The sequence below is a fragment of the Streptomyces sp. NPDC024687 genome, assembly GCF_055559055.1.
This window is the reverse complement of sequence record NZ_JBVHLJ010000001.1, coordinates 509,687-525,901: the sequence shown is the minus strand read 5'-3', so window position 1 is coordinate 525,901 and position 16,215 is coordinate 509,687. Positions and strand designations below refer to the sequence as shown.

Genomic DNA, 16,215 nt, shown 5'->3' with positions numbered 1-16,215 from the left:
CTCACCGCGCCGCCACGAGCGCCGCGATGTCCGCGATCGTGTCGGCGGCTTTGATCTCATCCTCCGTCACCGACAGACCTTTCTCCCGGCGCAGTACCAAGGCCAGTTCCACCACGCCGATGGAGTCGAGGCCCGCGTCCTCCCGTCCGGCATCCAGCCTGATATCCGACTCGGGAATCCCAAGAGAAATCATAATATTTTTCAGTTCATCGAATGACATGAATTCTCCATGGGCTGGAATCAGGAACAAGGCGCGCCAAGATATCACCGCTTCCCCCCTCCACATCTTCCTCCAGAGCTGAACTGGTGCACCGAAGCGCCGAGATGACATATTGCCGACGGGCGCAGAAATCTGCCTGCCGAGCCGGCCCGTATCGCTTCGACCGAAACTGGAGATCATTCGGATGGACGTGCAGGAGAAATGCCGCTCTTGGGCGGTCGGCCATCTGCGTGATTCGGGCGCTGATTGCTACTACCAGACCGTCAGTGGTCCGTCCGGTGGCACCGAGGTCGAGTTCCGGGGCGCCAGGGTGATCATGGCCGCTTCCCACGACTACCTCGGTCTCTCAGCCGACCCTCGGGTACGGGAAGCAGCCGTCGATGCAGTGCGGCGTTTCGGCACCTCGTTGGGGGGATCACGCGCGGCCTGCGGCTCCTTGGACCTGCACGAGGAACTGGAGGGCCGACTGGCCGGCTTCCTGGGGCAGGAGGCAGCTGCTGTTCTGCCGTCCGGCTTCCAGGCGAATCTGATGCTGGCTCCGCTGCTGGCGGAAGACTGTTACGTCTTCAGCGACTCTTCGAACCATGCCTCGCTGGATGAGGCAATCCGTCTGGGTGATGCAAACGAACGCACATTCCTGCACGGCCACATGGTCCATCTGGAAGAACTGCTGGCGTCTGTAACCGAAGACGCCGGAAAACTCATCTTCACCGACGGCATCTTCTCCGTCGACGGAGACCTCTGCAAACTCCCGGACATGATGAAACTGGCCGACAGTCACGGCGCGCACGTCGTGGTGGACAGCTCCCACGATCTCGGGGTGCTCGGCCCCAACGGCGCGGGTGCCGGTGATCACTTCGGACTGCGGCCCCTGCTGGTCACCAGCGCCCTCTCCAAGAGCCTGGCCTCCGTCGGCGGCGTCATCGCCGGGCCCGCCGAAATCATTTACTACCTCCGCTTCCACGCCCGGACGTCGATGTTCACCGCAGCCTCATCGCCGGCCAACGTCGCCGCGGCACTGGCTGCACTCGACATCCTCCAGAGCGAACCGGAGCGCCGCGTACGGGTGCTCAACCTTGCCGAACAACTCCACAACGGCCTGCGGGCGCTCGGCTACGACACCCCCAGGTCAGCCACCCCCATCGTGCCTGTCCTCGTCAAGGGGCGTGAACGGTGCCTGCGCATGTGGCGAGAGTTGTGCCGAGCGGGAGTGTTCACCACCCCGATGACCTATCCCGCCGTCAGGGCGGGCCGGGAGGTACTGCGCGTCACGCTGACGGCCGCGCACACCGACGAGCAACTGATGCGGGTACTGGCCGCGTTCGAGGCGGTGGGGCGAAACGAAGCACGGCATCCTCAATGATGCGGGGGTGCGCCGGGCAGCATTGCCATGGCCACGCAGCCCGAGTGCGGGCAGATCAACTCTCATCTTCAGCAGCGGCTCTCGGAGTCATGGTCACGTCACGGCTGCTGGTTCGTGCGAGGGCTGTAACAAACGCGGGCCGACGGTCATCCGGCTTCCCCGAGTGGCAAGACTAGCCATGTCGCGTACACATCGGCCGACTTCGGTCGGTCACGGGGGAAGAGGAAACGGCATGAACGCGAAAACGGTCGGAGCAGGCTCATCGCGTCGGGGCCTGCGGGGCGTCGTCCTGGGCGCGACCATGGTCGCGGCTCTGTTGACGACCACCGCCTGCCAGCCCTCCGGGGGTGACGACAAGGCAGCCGCATCGCCGACCGCCGCCCGCTCGGGCTCCGCCTCGGCCGGGGGGAGTACGTCGGAGAGCACCGAGCCCACGGGCGACTCCGGGACCGGCAGCAGCACGACGGGCGCGGGGACCGGGGACGGCGGCGAGACCGGCGGCGGCAACGGCACCGCGTACGCCGACTGCCAGGTCACCGGGCTCAACACCGCGGTCGAGCTTCAGGACGGTTCAGGGGAGACCCCCCGCCACTTCCTGCTGACCGTCACCAACAGCACCAGGACGCCGTGCGTCCTCAATGACGCGCCGCAGGTGCGGCTCACGGCCGGCAACGACGCCCCGATCGTCGATACGCTCGGAGAACCGGACACCGAACCCGTCGTCGTCGAGGGAGGCGGCAAGGCGTACGCAGGCCTGTACGTCTTCGGCAACGACGAGGGCGGCGAGGCGCAGTACGACCAGTCCGACCGTTTCACCGCCACCCTGGTCGCCGGCGAGGGCACCGAACTGAGCGGCACGCTCATCTTCGACCTGCCCGACGGTCTCGACACGGTCTCCGTCGACGACGCGGCGCGGGTCAACGGCTGGGCCGGCACCGAGGGACTGGCGATGCGCCCGATCATCCAGCTCTGAGCAGTGGCGCGGGGGACCGCCGTACGCCCTCAGGTGGTGCGGCGGCGCCACTGCTTCAGGTGGTTGATGCACCGTTCGACGGTGTTCCGCTGCTTGTACGTGTCGCGGTCGAAGGCCGGTGGCCTGCCGCCGCGGCTGCCCCGACGTAGCCGGTGTCCGCGCTATCGGCAGGACCAGGTCAGGCCTGGTGCGGGGCCGGCCTCGCCCGACGAGGGAAGCGCAGGCGGGCCATGAGGTCGGTGAAGGCGGGCGCGTCACCGGCCCGTCCGGCGGTGAGGCGATCGACTACGGTCGCTGGGTGCTGATCCACCGCTTCGACGCGGTACCGGAGGACACGGACCGAGCGGGCAGCGCATTGTCGGCCCGGTCATCAGTGCGGGAATCCGCGGGGCGGGCGAGTCACTGTGGATTCGCGGAACTCGGCAATCCGTGAATGGACTTGGCGCATCAGGTGGGTGTCCTCGATCCGGTCCAGGTAGAGGCAGCGGGCTGCCAGGCCCGGGAGGTCGAAGGCGAAGTACAGGGACATCAGCGGGTTCACGAACAACTCGCTGCCCCGAGTGCGGTCGGTGAACCGGACATCGCCGAACGAGCCGCGCACGGCTGCCGCAATGGAACCGTTCACGATGCTGGGGTACTCCGGGGTGTGATGCTGAGCGTGCGTCACCGCGTCAAGGTAGAGAGCGCCCTCACGGGTGGCACGCGGTATCGAGAACGCACCGAGGTATGCGCCGTCGCGCTCCAGCGCGGCGATGTTCTCCAATACCTGCACATGGTTTACGCCGTGGTACGCGTCCACACCGAAGCCGACTGAAACGACGAGGCGGGTTGGTATGTCGTCCAGCGCGGCCAGTGCTGCCACGCTGGTCAAGTCCTCTTCCGGAGTGCCGAGCCCGGCTTCGTCACCGCGCATCAAAATGTCCGTACCGCCGTCGACCAGTACCACAGCATCGACACCGTGCAGCTCGGCGAGTGCTTGGTAGGCGGCGCGCAGCGGACGCACCCCGGTCTGGGGGAAGGCGTACACGGTGGACGGGTAGCCGTGCCGGTGCAGCCACTGAGCGAGGGTCCGCTCCGGGAAGTAGCTCTGGTGCAGAGCGGAGTCGGGAGTGACAGCGGCCAGGTCGGGGGCGACCCAGTCATCGATCGGAAGACCCTCGAGTGCGCTGAAGGAAAGGTTGGCGAGATACACCTGCTTGCCCTGATGCAAGAGGGAAAGAGCCAATGGCAGGCCGGAGTAGATGTCGAAGCCTCCACCCGCCCCCGAGACGAGGATCCGTTCGGCGTCGGCAAGCCGAGTGAAAAGCGGGTTGGAGTGGAGAGACGTCATACCGATCATTCTCCCGGGACCCGGCACCGGGCGCTCCCGAGTTCTCGACGCGACGACGGAGCCGCAGAGCAACAGGGCGAAGGCCTCCAGGCTCGACCGCTGCTTGCGGGAGGGCATCGAAGTGCTCTGCGTGGTGAGAGAGCAGGGATGCCGGCAAGGGGCTTGGTCCGAGCTTGTCGTTCAAGGTCGGGCGGGCGTCAGCTCAAGTGTCAACCCCATGGCTTCATCGAGAAGGCGCGTCTCGCTCTCGCTCATTGACGGGTCGGCCGCCCGTTTCTTTTTGGCTTCCGCGAGGCATCCGGAGTCGGTGCTGCCCAGGCTGATCGCGGGGCCGAGGTGTGTCAGCAGTGAGGCGAGTACTGCCCGGGCCGGCGCTGCCAGAGCCGTGTTGCCGACAGCGACCTGCGCCAGGATCAGGGCCGACATTCCCCAGTCCAGTCCGGGTGGCCCTTCCTGGGTGTTGCGCCAATCGATCACCACGGGCCTGTCCGAGGTGAGCATCACGTTGTCCGGGTGCAGGTCGAGGTGGAGGATCCGATTGGCGGGATCGTCGGAGACCCGCGCGGGAACCGCGTGCAGGCGGTGCAGCAGATCGGCGAGCCCCGCTCCTGCTTCCTCGGCCGTGATCATGCCCTGCAACAGCGCCTGAAGCATGGACGGGCCGTGCAGCCGCTGCATCACCAGGTCGGTTCGCGGCGCCGTACTGCCTCCGGCGCTCGCCGGGTTGTGGAGGCGGGGCACCGGATATCCGTGTTCCGCGAGGTAGTCCATCACAGCGGCTTCGGCGGTGACGTCGCCGCCGTCGCGGTATCGGCGAAGGACCCAGTGATCATCGATGGCGAACACGTCCGCGCTGCGGCCGGAGCCGAGTAACCCACCCGTCTGCATGCAGGGACCGTATCCGTCGCAGGGCGACCTCCCACTCGGGGTGGACGTCTGGTTCGTCGGCGAGGACAACTGTCGGAAGAAGGCGAAGAGCACCTGGGACAAACTCATCAGTAGCCTCAAGGACCTGACCCCCTCCATCAACAGCGTGGGCGACGCGTGACGGGCCCGAGAAAGAGAACCGTGAACCTTCCGTCCCCAAGAACTGTCGTGCTGCTCGCCCTGGCCTACCTGGTGGTGGTGTTCGCCCTCGACTACCTGAGCGTCGAACAGGGCAAGGACGCCGCGGCCGTCGTCCTCTCCGTCATCACCTTTCCCTCGGGCGTCGTGACGACGGTCCTGTTTCTCCTCGCCACGGTGGTCTTCGGCATCGGCGATCACAGCCCCGGTCCGGACACCTATGCACCCTCCGTGCAGGCGATCGCGGGCATCGTCCAAGTCCTCCTGGTCTGGCGGGTGCTCAGAGCACTCAGAAAGCGACGAGCGAGCACACACCTCTGGAAATATCCGCGGGGGCAGGCCCGGGTCCAGAGATCCCGGCCTGCCCGGGCCTCCGGCCGCGGTCGGCCGGGATGCCCCAGGTCCACCGGCTCGCCGCGTCGCTGAAGGAAGGGCCCGGGGGAGACTGCTGCGGCAGGCCGAAGTCACCGTGCACATCACTTCAGCTACCGCAACGCCCGTCCTTGCAATTGAGAGACAGGCTCCGAGGCGCCCGCTGCGGCGCGGTCTTCTGGAAGGTCAACTCCCTGCTGTTCGGCACCCCATTGGAAGCGGCGGCGGGCCATGGCCGGGGCGCCGTGCGTGCCTGGCTCAGGGGGCCGCGGCGCGCGAAGGCGGGCGCCGCGGCGTGCTGGTCGGCCTCGCCGACGCCACCCGTCCGCCCGGTGGCGGTTTCGAGGCTCCGTAAAGCTCCGTAAGGTCACCCGAGCGCGCCGAACTCACCCGGCGGCCGACCACCCTGACCGCCCGGGAACGGGAGATGGCCGAACTCGTGGAGACCCCTGTCTCCGCGTTTTCCGCAAGACCGGGGTCTCCTCACGTACCGCCCCGGCCACGCTGATGGCCCGTCACCGCACCGGCAGCCGTTTCGGGGACGCTCGCGCGGAGCAAGGACTGAGCCTGGTCAAGGTGCCCTCGGCGGTGATCGGTGAGTCTCTGCGAACCGGCCACCGCCGCCTCGGCCGGGAAGCCGCCTACCGACGCGTGACGACGAGACCGCCTCCTCTGGGCCTACAGGCACAAGCCCTGCCGCCGCCACCGACCGCCGAACGAGCGGCCCGTCAGACCCCCTCGGCCACCGTCATCCAGCGCCACTGGGTGAACTGCTCCAGATTGGCGGTGCCGCCGATGCGGGAGCCGTTGCCCGATGCTCCCATTCCGCCGAAGGGGGCGTTCGCGGCGTCCTTGGCGGAGACGTCGTTGAGGTGCACCATGCCGGTGCGCAACTGCTCGGCGATGGCCGCGGCCCGCGACACCGAACGGGAGTGCACGGCCGCTGTGAGGCCGTACACGGTGTCGTTGGCGATCTCGACGGCCTCCGTGTCGGTACGGAAGGCGACGACAGGGGCGACCGGCCCGAAGATCTCCTCGGTGAAGGCGGGCATGGTCCGCGCGACGTGGTCCAGGACGGTGGGCGGGTAGAACAGCCCGTCGCGGCGTCCGCCGGCCAGCACCCGTGCCCCGGCGGCCACGCTCTCGTCCACGATGCGTTCGATGTTCGCCGCCTGACGCTCACTGATCACGGGGCCGAGGGCCACACCCTCCTCGCGGGGGTCGCCGACCCGCAGCGCGTCGGCCTGTCCGATCAGTGCCTCGGTGTACGGCTCCACGATGTCGGCGTGCACCAGATGACGTCCGGCGGCGACGCAGGCCTGCCCCTGATAGCCGAAGGAACTCATCGCCCCGGCCGCCGCGGCGGCCTCGATGTCCGCGTCGTCGAGCACGACGATCGAGTTCTTGCCGCCCAGTTCCAGGGCCACCCGCTTGAGCCCGTCGCCCGCGGCCCGGGCCACCGCCCGTCCCGCCCGGGTGGACCCGGTGAACACGACCATGGCGACGTGCGGATCGGCCACGACCGCCTCACCGGTGCCGGGGCCTCCGGGCAGAACGTGCAGCAGCCCCTCGGGCAGTCCGGCCTCCTCGAACAGCCGCGCCACGACGATGCCGCCGGACACCGGCGTGTGGGGATCGGGTTTGAGCAGGACGGCGTTGCCCAGCACAAGGGCGGGCGCGAGGGCCCGCATGGCGAACAGCAGGGGGGCGTTCCAGGGGTTGATGACGCCGACCACACCCAGCGGTACCCGCCACGCGTAGCTGGCCGGGCCGGGTGTCGGCGGGCTCAGGATCTCGCCGTGGGGCAGCGCGGCGAGCCCGGCGGCCTGCGACAGCTGACTGAGTCCGGCCGCGATCTCGTAGTCGCCCTTCGCCGGGACGCCTCCGGACTCCCTGACGATCCACTGGCGGACGTCCCCGCTGTGGTCGCGCAGTGCCCGGGCGGTACGGAGCAGCACCTCGGCGCGTTCCTGAGGTGCCGTCTCGGCCCAGGCCCGCTGAGCCCGGGCGGCCAGGGCACCGGCCCGGGCGACATCCGCGGGCGCCGCCACACCCACCTCCGCCAGCCGCTCCCCCGTCGCCGGTTCGGTCACGGGCTGGGTCCCGCCCCCGGACTGCCGCCAGCCGCCGCTGTAGATCTTCCCGGTCCAATCGGCCGCGTCCGGCCATGTCCCCTCGCTGGTGGCAGTCATGGCAGGACCCCATCATCGATGGATTGGTAGCCTTTTGGGGCTTATGACCTTATAAGCTTATATGTTCAATCATTTCCCCGTCGGTTTGCTCGTGGCCGGGCCGGGACGCACGGTGGAAAGACCGAGGTGAGGGCGGATGAACGTGATGACGGGTTCTGAAGCCGCCGACGACGACCGGGCGGCGTGGCGGCCGGGGGACCCCGTCGACGAGTCCGCCACGGCCAGAGCCACGGTGGATCCCCACGGCGTCGTGACCGGGTGGAGCGAGGGCGCACGGCGGCTGCTCGGATACCGGTCCGCGGAGGTCATCGGCCGGCCCGCGGCGCCGTTGCTCGCCGGGGAGCCGCCCGCCGAGGCGCTGCGCTCCCTGCACACGCTGCCGAGGTGGAACGGGGCGGCGACTCTCCTGCACTCGGACGGCCACCACCTCACAGTGAACCTGCTGGCCCACCGCCGGGAACCCCACTCCGAGGACGACGGGGGCGACGAGTGGCTCCTGGTCTCCCCCCTGGCCCGGCCGCCGTCACCCCTCCAGGACAACGCGCTGCTGAGGTGGGCGTTCACCCAGTCCCCGGCCACGTCGGCGCTCTACGACACCGGTCTGCGGCTGCGGCGGGCGAACGCGGACATGGAGCGGGTGATCGGCCTGCCCGAAGCGGCGATGCAGGGGCTTCGGGTGTCGGAGATCGTGGTCGACTCGGAGGGCGACCGGACGGAGCAGTGCATGCGGCGGGCGCTGGAGACCGGAGAGCAGCAGCATCTGCAGCAGGTCCTGCGCCTGGCGGGCCACAGGAGCGAGAGCATCTGGTCGACGTCGCTCACCCCCGTGAAGGACGCCGGGGGAACGGTACGGGGCGTGCTCCTTTCCGCCTCCGACGTGACCGAGGAGCACCTGGCCCGACGGCGCCTGGCCCTGCTCAACGAGGCCAGTATCCGCATCGGCAGCACCCTGGACCTGGCCCGGACCGCGCAGGAACTGGCCGACGTCGCCATCCCGCACCTCGCGGACTTCGTCACCGTCGACCTGCTGCCCGCCATCGAAGGCGGCGACGACCCACGCGCCAGCTCCCCGCCCAGCCCGGTCATGCTGCGGCGTGTCGCCTACCAGTCGGTGCTGGAGGGCTGCCCCGAGGTCGTGGTGGAGCGCGGAACAGTGGCCGCCTACCCGGACGAGTCGACTGCGGCCAGGTGCCTGAGCACCGGGCGACCGCTGATCGAGAACGTGACCGCGCCCGCGATGGACCAGGTGGCGACCCAGGCCCCGGACCGGGCCGAACGGATGCGGCGTTACGGCTTCCACTCGGTGCTGGCCGTGCCGATGCGCGCCCGCGGCATCACTCTCGGCGTGGCGACGTTCTCCCGCCACCGGCGCCCCGAACCCTTCGAGCGGGACGACCTGCTCCTCGGCGAGGAGATCACCGCCAGGGCCGCCGTCTGCATCGACAACGCCCGCCGCTACGACCGTGAGCGCCGCACCTCCCTCACCCTGCAGAGCAGTCTCCTGCCGCAACGGCTGCCCCCGCAGGCCGCCGTCGACGCCGCCTCCCGCTACCTGCCCACCAGCGCGCAGGCCGGCGTCGGCGGCGACTGGTTCGATGTGATCCCGTTGTCCGGCGCCCGGGTCGCGCTCGTCGTCGGCGACGTCGTCGGCCACGGCATTCATGCCTCGGCCACCATGGGGCGGCTGCGCACCGCCGTACGCACCCTCGCCGATGTCGACCTCCCGCCCGACGAGCTGCTGACCCACCTGGACGACCTGGTCATCCGCCTGTCCGCCGAGGCCGAAACCGCAGCCGACACCGTCGGCGACATCGGCGCGACCTGTCTGTACGCCGTCTACGACCCGGTCTCCCGACGCTGCACCATGGCTCGCGCGGGCCACCCCGCACCCGCGGTGGCGACGCCGGACGGCACCGTGGAGTTTCCCGACCTCCCCGCGGGTCCGCCGCTGGGGCTCGGCGGCCTGCCCTTCGAAGCCACCGAGATCGAACTGCCCGAAGGCAGCCTTCTCGCGCTGTACACCGACGGTCTCGTCGAGGAGCGTGGCCGCGACATCGACGAAGGCCTCGACGCGCTGCGCGAGGTGCTGGCCCGGCCGGCCGCGTCCTTGGAGGACACCTGCGACACCGTGATCCGGAGGCTTCTCCCCGACCGCCCCGCCGACGACGTGGCGCTGCTGATAGCCCGCACCCGCGCCCTGGACGCTGCACATGTCGCCACCTGGGACGTGCCGGCGGATCCCGCAGCGGTCGCCGAGACCCGTAAGAACACGCGTCGGCAGCTGGCCACCTGGGGCCTGGACGAGGCCGCCTTCGTCACCGAACTGGTCGTCAGCGAACTCGTCACCAACGCCATCCGCTACGGCGGCGCCCCCATCCAGCTCCGGCTCATCCGGGACCGCAACCTCATCTGCGAAGTCTCCGACGCCAGCAACACCGCCCCCCACCTGCGCCGTGCCCGCACCTTCGACGAAGGCGGCCGCGGCCTGCTCCTCGTAGCCCAGCTCACCCAGGGCTGGGGCACCCGCCAGACCTACGACGGCAAGACCATCTGGGCCGAACAGGCACTCCCCACGGCCTGAATGACATCAGCCGCTGCGTCGGCGGGCACGCAGGGCGTTCCAGTGGCGTAGCCGTTCGCTGATCTGGGCTTCGTAGCCGTTGCGGGTAGGCTGCGGACACGTGATGGTCGAGAAGCGACACTCGGGGTTGAGCGAGCAGGCCGGACCGGCTCCGGTTCCGCTGTACGGTTTCCAGCCCCCGGTCGGTACTCCGTACGGCCTCGAGGTGAGTACCGTCGAGGATTTCTTCGTCCAGCACGGCGACTGGCCGTGGAACCCGCCCCGTCCGGGCCGTGCCACCTTCCACTACCTCATCGGGGTCACCGAGGGTGAGTTGCGGCATGACGTCGACTACGTCACGCGGACGGTCGCCCCCGGCCAGTGGCTGTGGGTGCGTCCCGGGCATGCGCAGTGCTGGCATCCGCCGAGCGTGGCTCGCGGCCCGTTCGTCCTGTTCGAACCGGACGTGCTGCGGCCCGACGTCGCCCGTCTCCTGGCCCCGCTCACCGCGCACGAGGCCCCTGCCGTGCTGAGCCCGCACCCCGACGACGCCGCCTGGCTCCAGCAGACGGCGCTCCAGCTCCTGGACGAACACCGCGCACTGGGGCGCCGCCCCCTCGACATCCACCACGCCCTGCGGCGCAGCCTGCTCGAATCGCTGCTGCTGCGCCTGGCCAACTCCCCGGGCATCGCCCCCATCGGCACGGCCGCGGCCACGGCCGGCGCGGGCCGTGCCGAGAGGTACGGGCGCTTCCTGGACGCCTTGGAGCTGCGCTTTCGCGAGCTGCACCAAGCCGCGGATTACGCCGAGTTGCTGGGCTGTTCGGTCCGCACCCTGAGTCGTGCCGCCCGGGACGCCACCGGCAAGGGGGTACGTGAACTGATCGACGAGCGGCGTCTCCTGGAAGCCCGGCGCCTGCTGGGAGGTGCCCGATGGGATGCCCGGGCTGTGGCCGTCCACCTCGGCTTCACCGATCCCGCGAACTTCGGCCGCTTCTTCCGCGACCGCACCGGTCTCACCCCGGCCGCCTTCGCGGCCCGCGAAGCGAGGTCCGACGCTTGACGGCAGCGGTCTCGCGGCGATGGCCTTGGCGCTTCCCGCCATCAGTTCTCAGTCGTCCAGGACGACGACGTGCTTGCCCGGCGTGGTGCCGGATTCGAGGTCGGCCTGGGCGTCCCGGACCTGCTCCAGGCCCTGGTAGACCTTCGCAATCGGGACCTTGAGGTGTCCCTCCGCGATGGCCTGGAGCTGATCGGCGAAGACGTCGGCCGGGAGGTCGGCGGCCTCGCCCGCGTAGCTGGTCAGCCGCACCCCGCTGGGGATCATGAACGGGGTGAAGTCGGGGATGGCCCACGCGCCGCCCAGGGCACCGGTGAAGCAGACGGTGCCGTGCACGCGCACGCATCCGAAGGTGTCCGGCAGGGCCGTGCAGCCCACCAGTTCCAGCGCGGCGTCCACGCCCTGTGGTGCGAGGTCCCGGACCTTCTCGGCGATGTGTCCGTCGTCCACGATCGGATGGTCGACGCCCATGGCCCGCAGTTCGTCGGCACGCCCTGCGTGACGCGTGGTGGAGATGACGGTGGCGCCGATGTCCTTGGCCATCGCCGCCGCGCTCAACCCGACCGTGGAGGTGCCGCCGCGGATCAGCAGCGTCTGTCCGGCCTTGAGGTCCAGGCCGCGGGTCAGGGAGCCGTAAGCGGTCTGGAACATCTCGGGCAGGGCGCCGACCACGTCCCACGGCAGGGTGGTCTCGAACGGGATGATCTGTGCCGCGGGGACGGTGACGTACTGGGCGTACGCGCCGTCGTACGAGCGGCCCATGTTGCCCATCATGGTGGCCACCTGCCGGCCCGGGCGCAGTCCGCTGTCCTCGTCGGCCTCATCGACCAGGCCGACGCCCTCGATGCCGGGAACCCGCGGGTAGGTGACCACCGCGTCCGACTCGCCCTTGCGGGTGGTGACCTCGGACTCGTTGACGCCGAACGCCTTCACCCTGATCCGCACCCAGCCGGGCTTGCGTACCGGCACCGGCAGGTCCTTGATCTGAAGTGCGTCCAGGCCGCCGGGCCGGGTGACGACGACGGCCCGCATCGTCGCCGGCGCGCCGTCGCCGGCTGCTGTCGGTCGGCTCATACCGAGTTCCTCACTCTGTTTCGCCCCCTTGGTGCACTCTTCCGGATGGTGTCCCGCCAGCCGTCAGGGACGGTCGATGCCCTCCCACAGGCCGAGGACCTTCTGGTAGTGGGCGGCCGCCTCGAAGGGCGGGTTGCCGACGCTGCCCGAGGTGGGTTCGTCCGTGACGGCGGGCCACAGACGGGACTGCTCACCGGTGGCGAAGTCGAGCACGATGTCGCGGATCCGCGTGTCACGCTCGGCCTGTTCGGCGCTGCGGCCCGGCTGTTCCTGGCCGACCAGGGCGTACATTTCGGTGCCGTGCACCGCGGGCGCGCCCTCGGCGGGCCCGATCATCAGGAGATGGGCGTTGCCGCCCGCGGCGGCGTGCGCCAGGGCGCCGCGGGCGGCCGGGAGCGCGAAAAGGTAGTCCGCCATGACCGCGGCGCGGACCTCGGCCGGGGTACGGCCGCCCTGGTCGTAGGCATCGACGATCTTCTTCGCGCGGGAGCGGGAAATACGCCACCCCGCCACCTCGTCGACGACGCGGTCGAGGGTGTGCGGGTCGAAGCGGTCGAGGTCGTTCGCCACCCACCACCCCATGTCGTCGCTCGCCATGCTCAGCAGCACGTCGACATCGCGGTGCGCGCCCGAGGCGAGGACGTCCATGGGGTGGGCGTGCACCACCGCGCCGGGCTGCCCGATATCCAGGACGACGCCGGTGGCCTTGTTGTCCACCCCGCCGCGGACTCCGAGATCCGTCGGGGCGACCTTGCGCAGGGCGTCCCTCAGCAAGACCGCGTCGAGGTCGAGCAGCTTCTCCGGATTGTCCGCCACGCCGAGTTCGGTGACGAACAGGTGCGCGAGGTCCTCGGCCCACCAGGCCGGGACGCTACGAGCGGGCCCGCCGGAGAACCCGGCCAGTCGCCGGTACAGGCCGTCGGCGGAGGAGGCGCCGAGCAGACCGAAGGTGGAGTAGGCGCCGGCACTGTGGCCGTAGACAGTGACCTGGTCGGGGTCGCCGCCGAAGTGGGCGATGTTCCGCTTGACCCAGGTGAGTGCGGCGATGACGTCCTGGAGGAAAAGGTTGCTTGCCTCGGCGAGTCGCCCGCCGTATTGCGAGAGGGAGAGCGCGCCCAGGGCGCCGAGCCGGTAGTTGACCGACACGCTCACCACGCGCCCCGTCGCGGCGAGACCGGCGGCGTTGGAGGTGATCTGGGTGTTCGCGCCGTACTCGAATCCGCCGCCGTGGATGTACACGGTCACCGGGAGCGCCTTGTCGGCCGGCTGCTCAGGGGCCCACACGTTCAGGTTCAGACAGTCCTCGCCCATCCCGCTGTCCGCTTCGAGCCAGTCGCCGCTGTCGGGCTGGACGGAGACGACGCCCTTGCGGTCATAGGGTCGGTCCGGATCGAAGTCCGCGACCACGGGGCGGCAATACCGCTCGGCGGTGGCGTAGGGGATCCCCCACCAGGACCGCACCCCTGGTGCAGTCGGCGCCTTGGGAGCGGTAGCGGTCATGACATCTCCTTCCAGCGCGGTTCGGGCGTTCGCGCGGTACTTCGGCGGCTGGTTGCTCGCGGTGACGTCCCCCATCGTTTCCCCGGATCCGACAAAACGCCCGGCCGGTGGCGGTCACCCAGTGGTCACCAGGTGACACTTCGGCAACAAGATCTCGGTGCAGGCGATGGGCTCCTCCTCCAACAGCGCATGCGGTGAGAGCTACGGAGCTGTACTCCCTGGCAGTCGAGGGAGATGCGCAGGAGGCGGCACCCCTGGCCCGGATGGCTGTCGCCGCGGCCGGCGAGCCCGCGCCGCGACACCCGAGGAGGCGGCCCGCGCCGGTGACCGGGTCGTGGCGAGCATCCCGCCGGCTCCCTACCGGGAGCTTTTACGCCGCCCCTGTCGGGCAAGGTCCTGCTCGATCGGAGCATCCGTGACGCGCCGTACGACGAACCCGAAGACGGCCGCGTCGGCCTCGTCGAGCCACGTCACATCACCGGCGAACACCAGCAGCACGCGCTCGGCGCCCCTGGGCAGCGGACCAACACCGCTCCTCTCGGCTCTCCCTCTTGACACCCGCTCTTACCGCGCCCTAACTTTTCGCCAAAATTACGAACAGTGTCCGGGATTTCGAACCATGTGCGTGCTCGCCGGACCTTCTGGCTCGCCTCCGCTCCCGCTCCGCGGCACATAACAAGGATGTTTCTGTCATGAGCATTGCTCCCGCATCTGCCGGTGTGGAACAGGCCGTCCGCCGACTCCAGTGGTCACGCGCCTGACACTCCGCCTTCACCCCGTTCCGGCACCCGCAGAAAGACAGGAAACGCACATGGCAAGGGTTCTCACCCGGGTCGCGGCGATACTGGTCGCCGTCGGCCTCTTCTTCACCTCCCAGTCCCTGATCACACCTCAGCGGGCAGCCGCCGCCGACCCCGGCTACCTGATGGTGCACTTCACCGGCGAGGGGGCGACCAACCAGCAGATGTACCTCTCGCACAGCACGGACGGCCTGCACTGGAACGACCTCAACGGCGGCGGCATGGTCCTGCGCTCCACGGTCGGCACGCAGGGGGTGCGTGACCCCGCATTCGTGAGATCCCCCGACGGCAGCAAGTACTGGATCATCGCGACCGACCTGTGCATCGACTGCGGGCAGACGTGGAGTCAGTCCATCAACGACGGCAGCCGCAACCTGGTGGTGTGGGAGTCGACGGACCTGGTCACCTGGTCGCAGCCGCGATTGCTCAACGTCGCCGGCGCGATCCCCGACGGACGCAACGCCTGGGCGCCCGAGGCGATCTGGGACCCCGAGACCAACGACTACGTCCTGTACTGGGCGACGAACGTGCCCCTCAACGGCGCAACGAAGCACCGCATCTTCTACGCCCGCACCAGCGACTTCCGCACCATCACCACCCCGCAGCTCTACATCGACCGCCCCGGCAGCCAGGAAATCATCGACACCCAGATCATCGAGATGCCCTCCGGAGTGGGTAACTACCGTTACGTGCGGGCCTCCGGCGACGGGCAGATCACCCTCGAGGGCAGCAACTCGATCCTGGGGACGTGGACGAACCTGGGCAACCTCTCCGGCATCGGTCTGACCGGGTCGATGGTCGAGGGCCCGATGTGGATGAAGTTCAACGGCACCAACAAGTGGGCGCTCTACCTCGACCAGTACGCCACCAGCGGCGGTTACATGCCGGTCGTGACGACCGACCCGTCCAACCCCGCGACCTACCAGAAGCCGGCGTCGGGAAGCTACAACATGGGCGGCACGAAGAAGCGCCACGGCTGGATCATGAACCTGACGGCCGCCGAGGAGAGCCGTGTGCTCACACGCTGGCCCAACACCGCGGCCAACCGGCTCCAGTCGTACAACTTCCAGGACCGGTACGTACGGCACACCAACTTCGACGTGCGCATCGATCAGAACATCACCGGCCCGGACGCACAGTTCCGGCTGCGGCCCGGCCTGGCGGGCTCCGGCACCGTCTCCTTCGAGTCGGTGAACTACCCCGGACACTTCCTGCGGCACTCCGACTACGACTTCCGGCTCGCCTACAACGACGGCACCACCCAGTTCGCCGCGGACGCGACCTTCCGCCAGGTCGCCGGCCTCGCCGACTCGAGCTGGTCGTCGTTCCAGTCCTACAACCACCCCGACCGGTACATCCGCCACTACGCCTACTACCTGAAGCTCGACCCGATCACCACCGCGACAGCACGCAGCGACGCCACCTTCCGCGTGACGAACTGACCTGAGACCGGGATGCCGGCGCCTCCAGGGGAGAGCGCCGGCACCCCCCTCTGGTCGCACTACGGGTCAACACGGCCGCCTCCGAGCGACAGCGACAGCACGAACACCAGCCCGTCGAGGCCGTAGATGCCGTGCTCCACACCGAACACCAGGGTGTTGCGCAGGATGGCGAGGTCGATCCACGAGGTGAAGAACTCCGCGTAGCGGGGAGCGCGTCGGGCGCGAAGGTGGTGGCCAGCACCGCGACCAGCGGTACGACCGCGC

General features: G+C 69.4%; 14 protein-coding genes and 1 pseudogene. 7 read left to right on the top strand and 8 right to left on the bottom strand.

Annotated features, from left to right (window positions below; translation table 11 throughout):
• Nucleotide 1: 1 nt before the first annotated feature.
• On the bottom strand, nt 2-220 hold the full coding sequence (locus tag ACZ39I_RS02315; RefSeq protein ID WP_467241908.1) for an acyl carrier protein: 219 nt from the start codon (nt 218-220) through the stop codon (nt 2-4).
• A 184-nt stretch (nt 221-404) separates the two neighbouring features.
• Between ACZ39I_RS02315 and ACZ39I_RS02310 the strand changes: the two genes are divergently transcribed.
• Together ACZ39I_RS02310 and ACZ39I_RS02305 are read left to right on the top strand one after the other, a co-directional pair.
• Entirely contained in the window at nt 405-1,583 is a 1,179-nt protein-coding gene (locus tag ACZ39I_RS02310; protein WP_467241904.1) for an aminotransferase class I/II-fold pyridoxal phosphate-dependent enzyme, read from the top strand.
• A 232-nt stretch (nt 1,584-1,815) separates the two neighbouring features.
• The gene (locus tag ACZ39I_RS02305) at nt 1,816-2,556 is read left to right on the top strand and encodes a DUF4232 domain-containing protein (protein WP_467241901.1); all 741 of its coding nucleotides are present in this window, start codon (nt 1,816-1,818) and stop codon (nt 2,554-2,556) included.
• Between the two features lie 44 nt (nt 2,557-2,600).
• Here the strand turns inward: ACZ39I_RS02305 and ACZ39I_RS02300 are convergent.
• The 3 genes and pseudogenes from ACZ39I_RS02300 to ACZ39I_RS02290 form a co-directional block, all read right to left on the bottom strand.
• Nucleotides 2,601-2,869, bottom strand: a pseudogene (locus ACZ39I_RS02300) (IS5/IS1182 family transposase); the annotation flags it as partial.
• 57 nt (nt 2,870-2,926) lie between these two features.
• Complete coding sequence (locus tag ACZ39I_RS02295; protein ID WP_467241899.1) at nt 2,927-3,886, bottom strand: DUF1152 domain-containing protein; 960 nt, start codon at nt 3,884-3,886, stop codon at nt 2,927-2,929.
• 180 nt (nt 3,887-4,066) lie between these two features.
• The gene (locus tag ACZ39I_RS02290; protein WP_467241896.1) at nt 4,067-4,774 is read right to left on the bottom strand and encodes a phosphotransferase; all 708 of its coding nucleotides are present in this window, start codon (nt 4,772-4,774) and stop codon (nt 4,067-4,069) included.
• On the opposite strand from ACZ39I_RS02290, the gene ACZ39I_RS02285 reads away from it, so the two are divergent.
• Entirely contained in the window at nt 4,773-4,934 is a 162-nt protein-coding gene (locus ACZ39I_RS02285) for a hypothetical protein (RefSeq protein WP_467241893.1), read from the top strand. The two genes, ACZ39I_RS02290 and ACZ39I_RS02285, sit on opposite strands and share 2 nt — an antisense overlap.
• Nucleotides 4,935-4,954: 20 nt before the next feature.
• The gene (locus ACZ39I_RS02280; RefSeq protein WP_467241890.1) at nt 4,955-5,377 is read left to right on the top strand and encodes a hypothetical protein; all 423 of its coding nucleotides are present in this window, start codon (nt 4,955-4,957) and stop codon (nt 5,375-5,377) included.
• A 674-nt stretch (nt 5,378-6,051) separates the two neighbouring features.
• On the opposite strand, the gene ACZ39I_RS02275 is transcribed toward ACZ39I_RS02280, so the two are convergent.
• A complete protein-coding gene (locus ACZ39I_RS02275) occupies nt 6,052-7,515 on the bottom strand; it encodes an aldehyde dehydrogenase family protein (protein WP_467241886.1) in 1,464 nt (487 codons plus the stop codon).
• A gap of 136 nt (nt 7,516-7,651) precedes the next feature.
• Here ACZ39I_RS02275 and ACZ39I_RS02270 point away from each other — a divergent pair, with 136 nt between their 5' ends.
• Together ACZ39I_RS02270 and ACZ39I_RS02265 are read left to right on the top strand one after the other, a co-directional pair.
• Nucleotides 7,652-10,096, top strand: a complete 2,445-nt coding sequence (locus ACZ39I_RS02270; RefSeq protein ID WP_467241883.1) for a SpoIIE family protein phosphatase — start codon at nt 7,652-7,654, stop codon at nt 10,094-10,096.
• 205 nt (nt 10,097-10,301) lie between these two features.
• Nucleotides 10,302-11,138 (top strand): helix-turn-helix domain-containing protein, encoded by an 837-nt coding sequence (locus tag ACZ39I_RS02265; RefSeq protein ID WP_467241881.1) that lies wholly within the window; start codon nt 10,302-10,304, stop codon nt 11,136-11,138.
• 48 nt (nt 11,139-11,186) lie between these two features.
• Here the strand turns inward: ACZ39I_RS02265 and ACZ39I_RS02260 are convergent, their stop codons facing one another.
• The 3 genes from ACZ39I_RS02260 to ACZ39I_RS02250 form a co-directional block, all read right to left on the bottom strand.
• Nucleotides 11,187-12,209: an alcohol dehydrogenase catalytic domain-containing protein gene (locus tag ACZ39I_RS02260; RefSeq protein ID WP_467241879.1), complete on the bottom strand. Its 1,023-nt coding sequence runs from the start codon at nt 12,207-12,209 to the stop codon at nt 11,187-11,189.
• Nucleotides 12,210-12,272: 63 nt separating this feature from the next.
• On the bottom strand, nt 12,273-13,709 hold the full coding sequence (locus ACZ39I_RS02255) for a carboxylesterase family protein (RefSeq protein ID WP_467241877.1): 1,437 nt from the start codon (nt 13,707-13,709) through the stop codon (nt 12,273-12,275).
• A gap of 357 nt (nt 13,710-14,066) precedes the next feature.
• On the bottom strand, nt 14,067-14,207 hold the full coding sequence (locus ACZ39I_RS02250; protein ID WP_467241875.1) for a hypothetical protein: 141 nt from the start codon (nt 14,205-14,207) through the stop codon (nt 14,067-14,069).
• A gap of 313 nt (nt 14,208-14,520) precedes the next feature.
• Between ACZ39I_RS02250 and ACZ39I_RS02245 the strand changes: the two genes are divergently transcribed.
• Nucleotides 14,521-15,951, top strand: coding sequence for a glycoside hydrolase family 43 protein (locus ACZ39I_RS02245; RefSeq protein ID WP_467241873.1), 1,431 nt, complete (start codon nt 14,521-14,523; stop codon nt 15,949-15,951).
• The last annotated feature ends 264 nt before the right edge of the window (nt 15,952-16,215 follow it).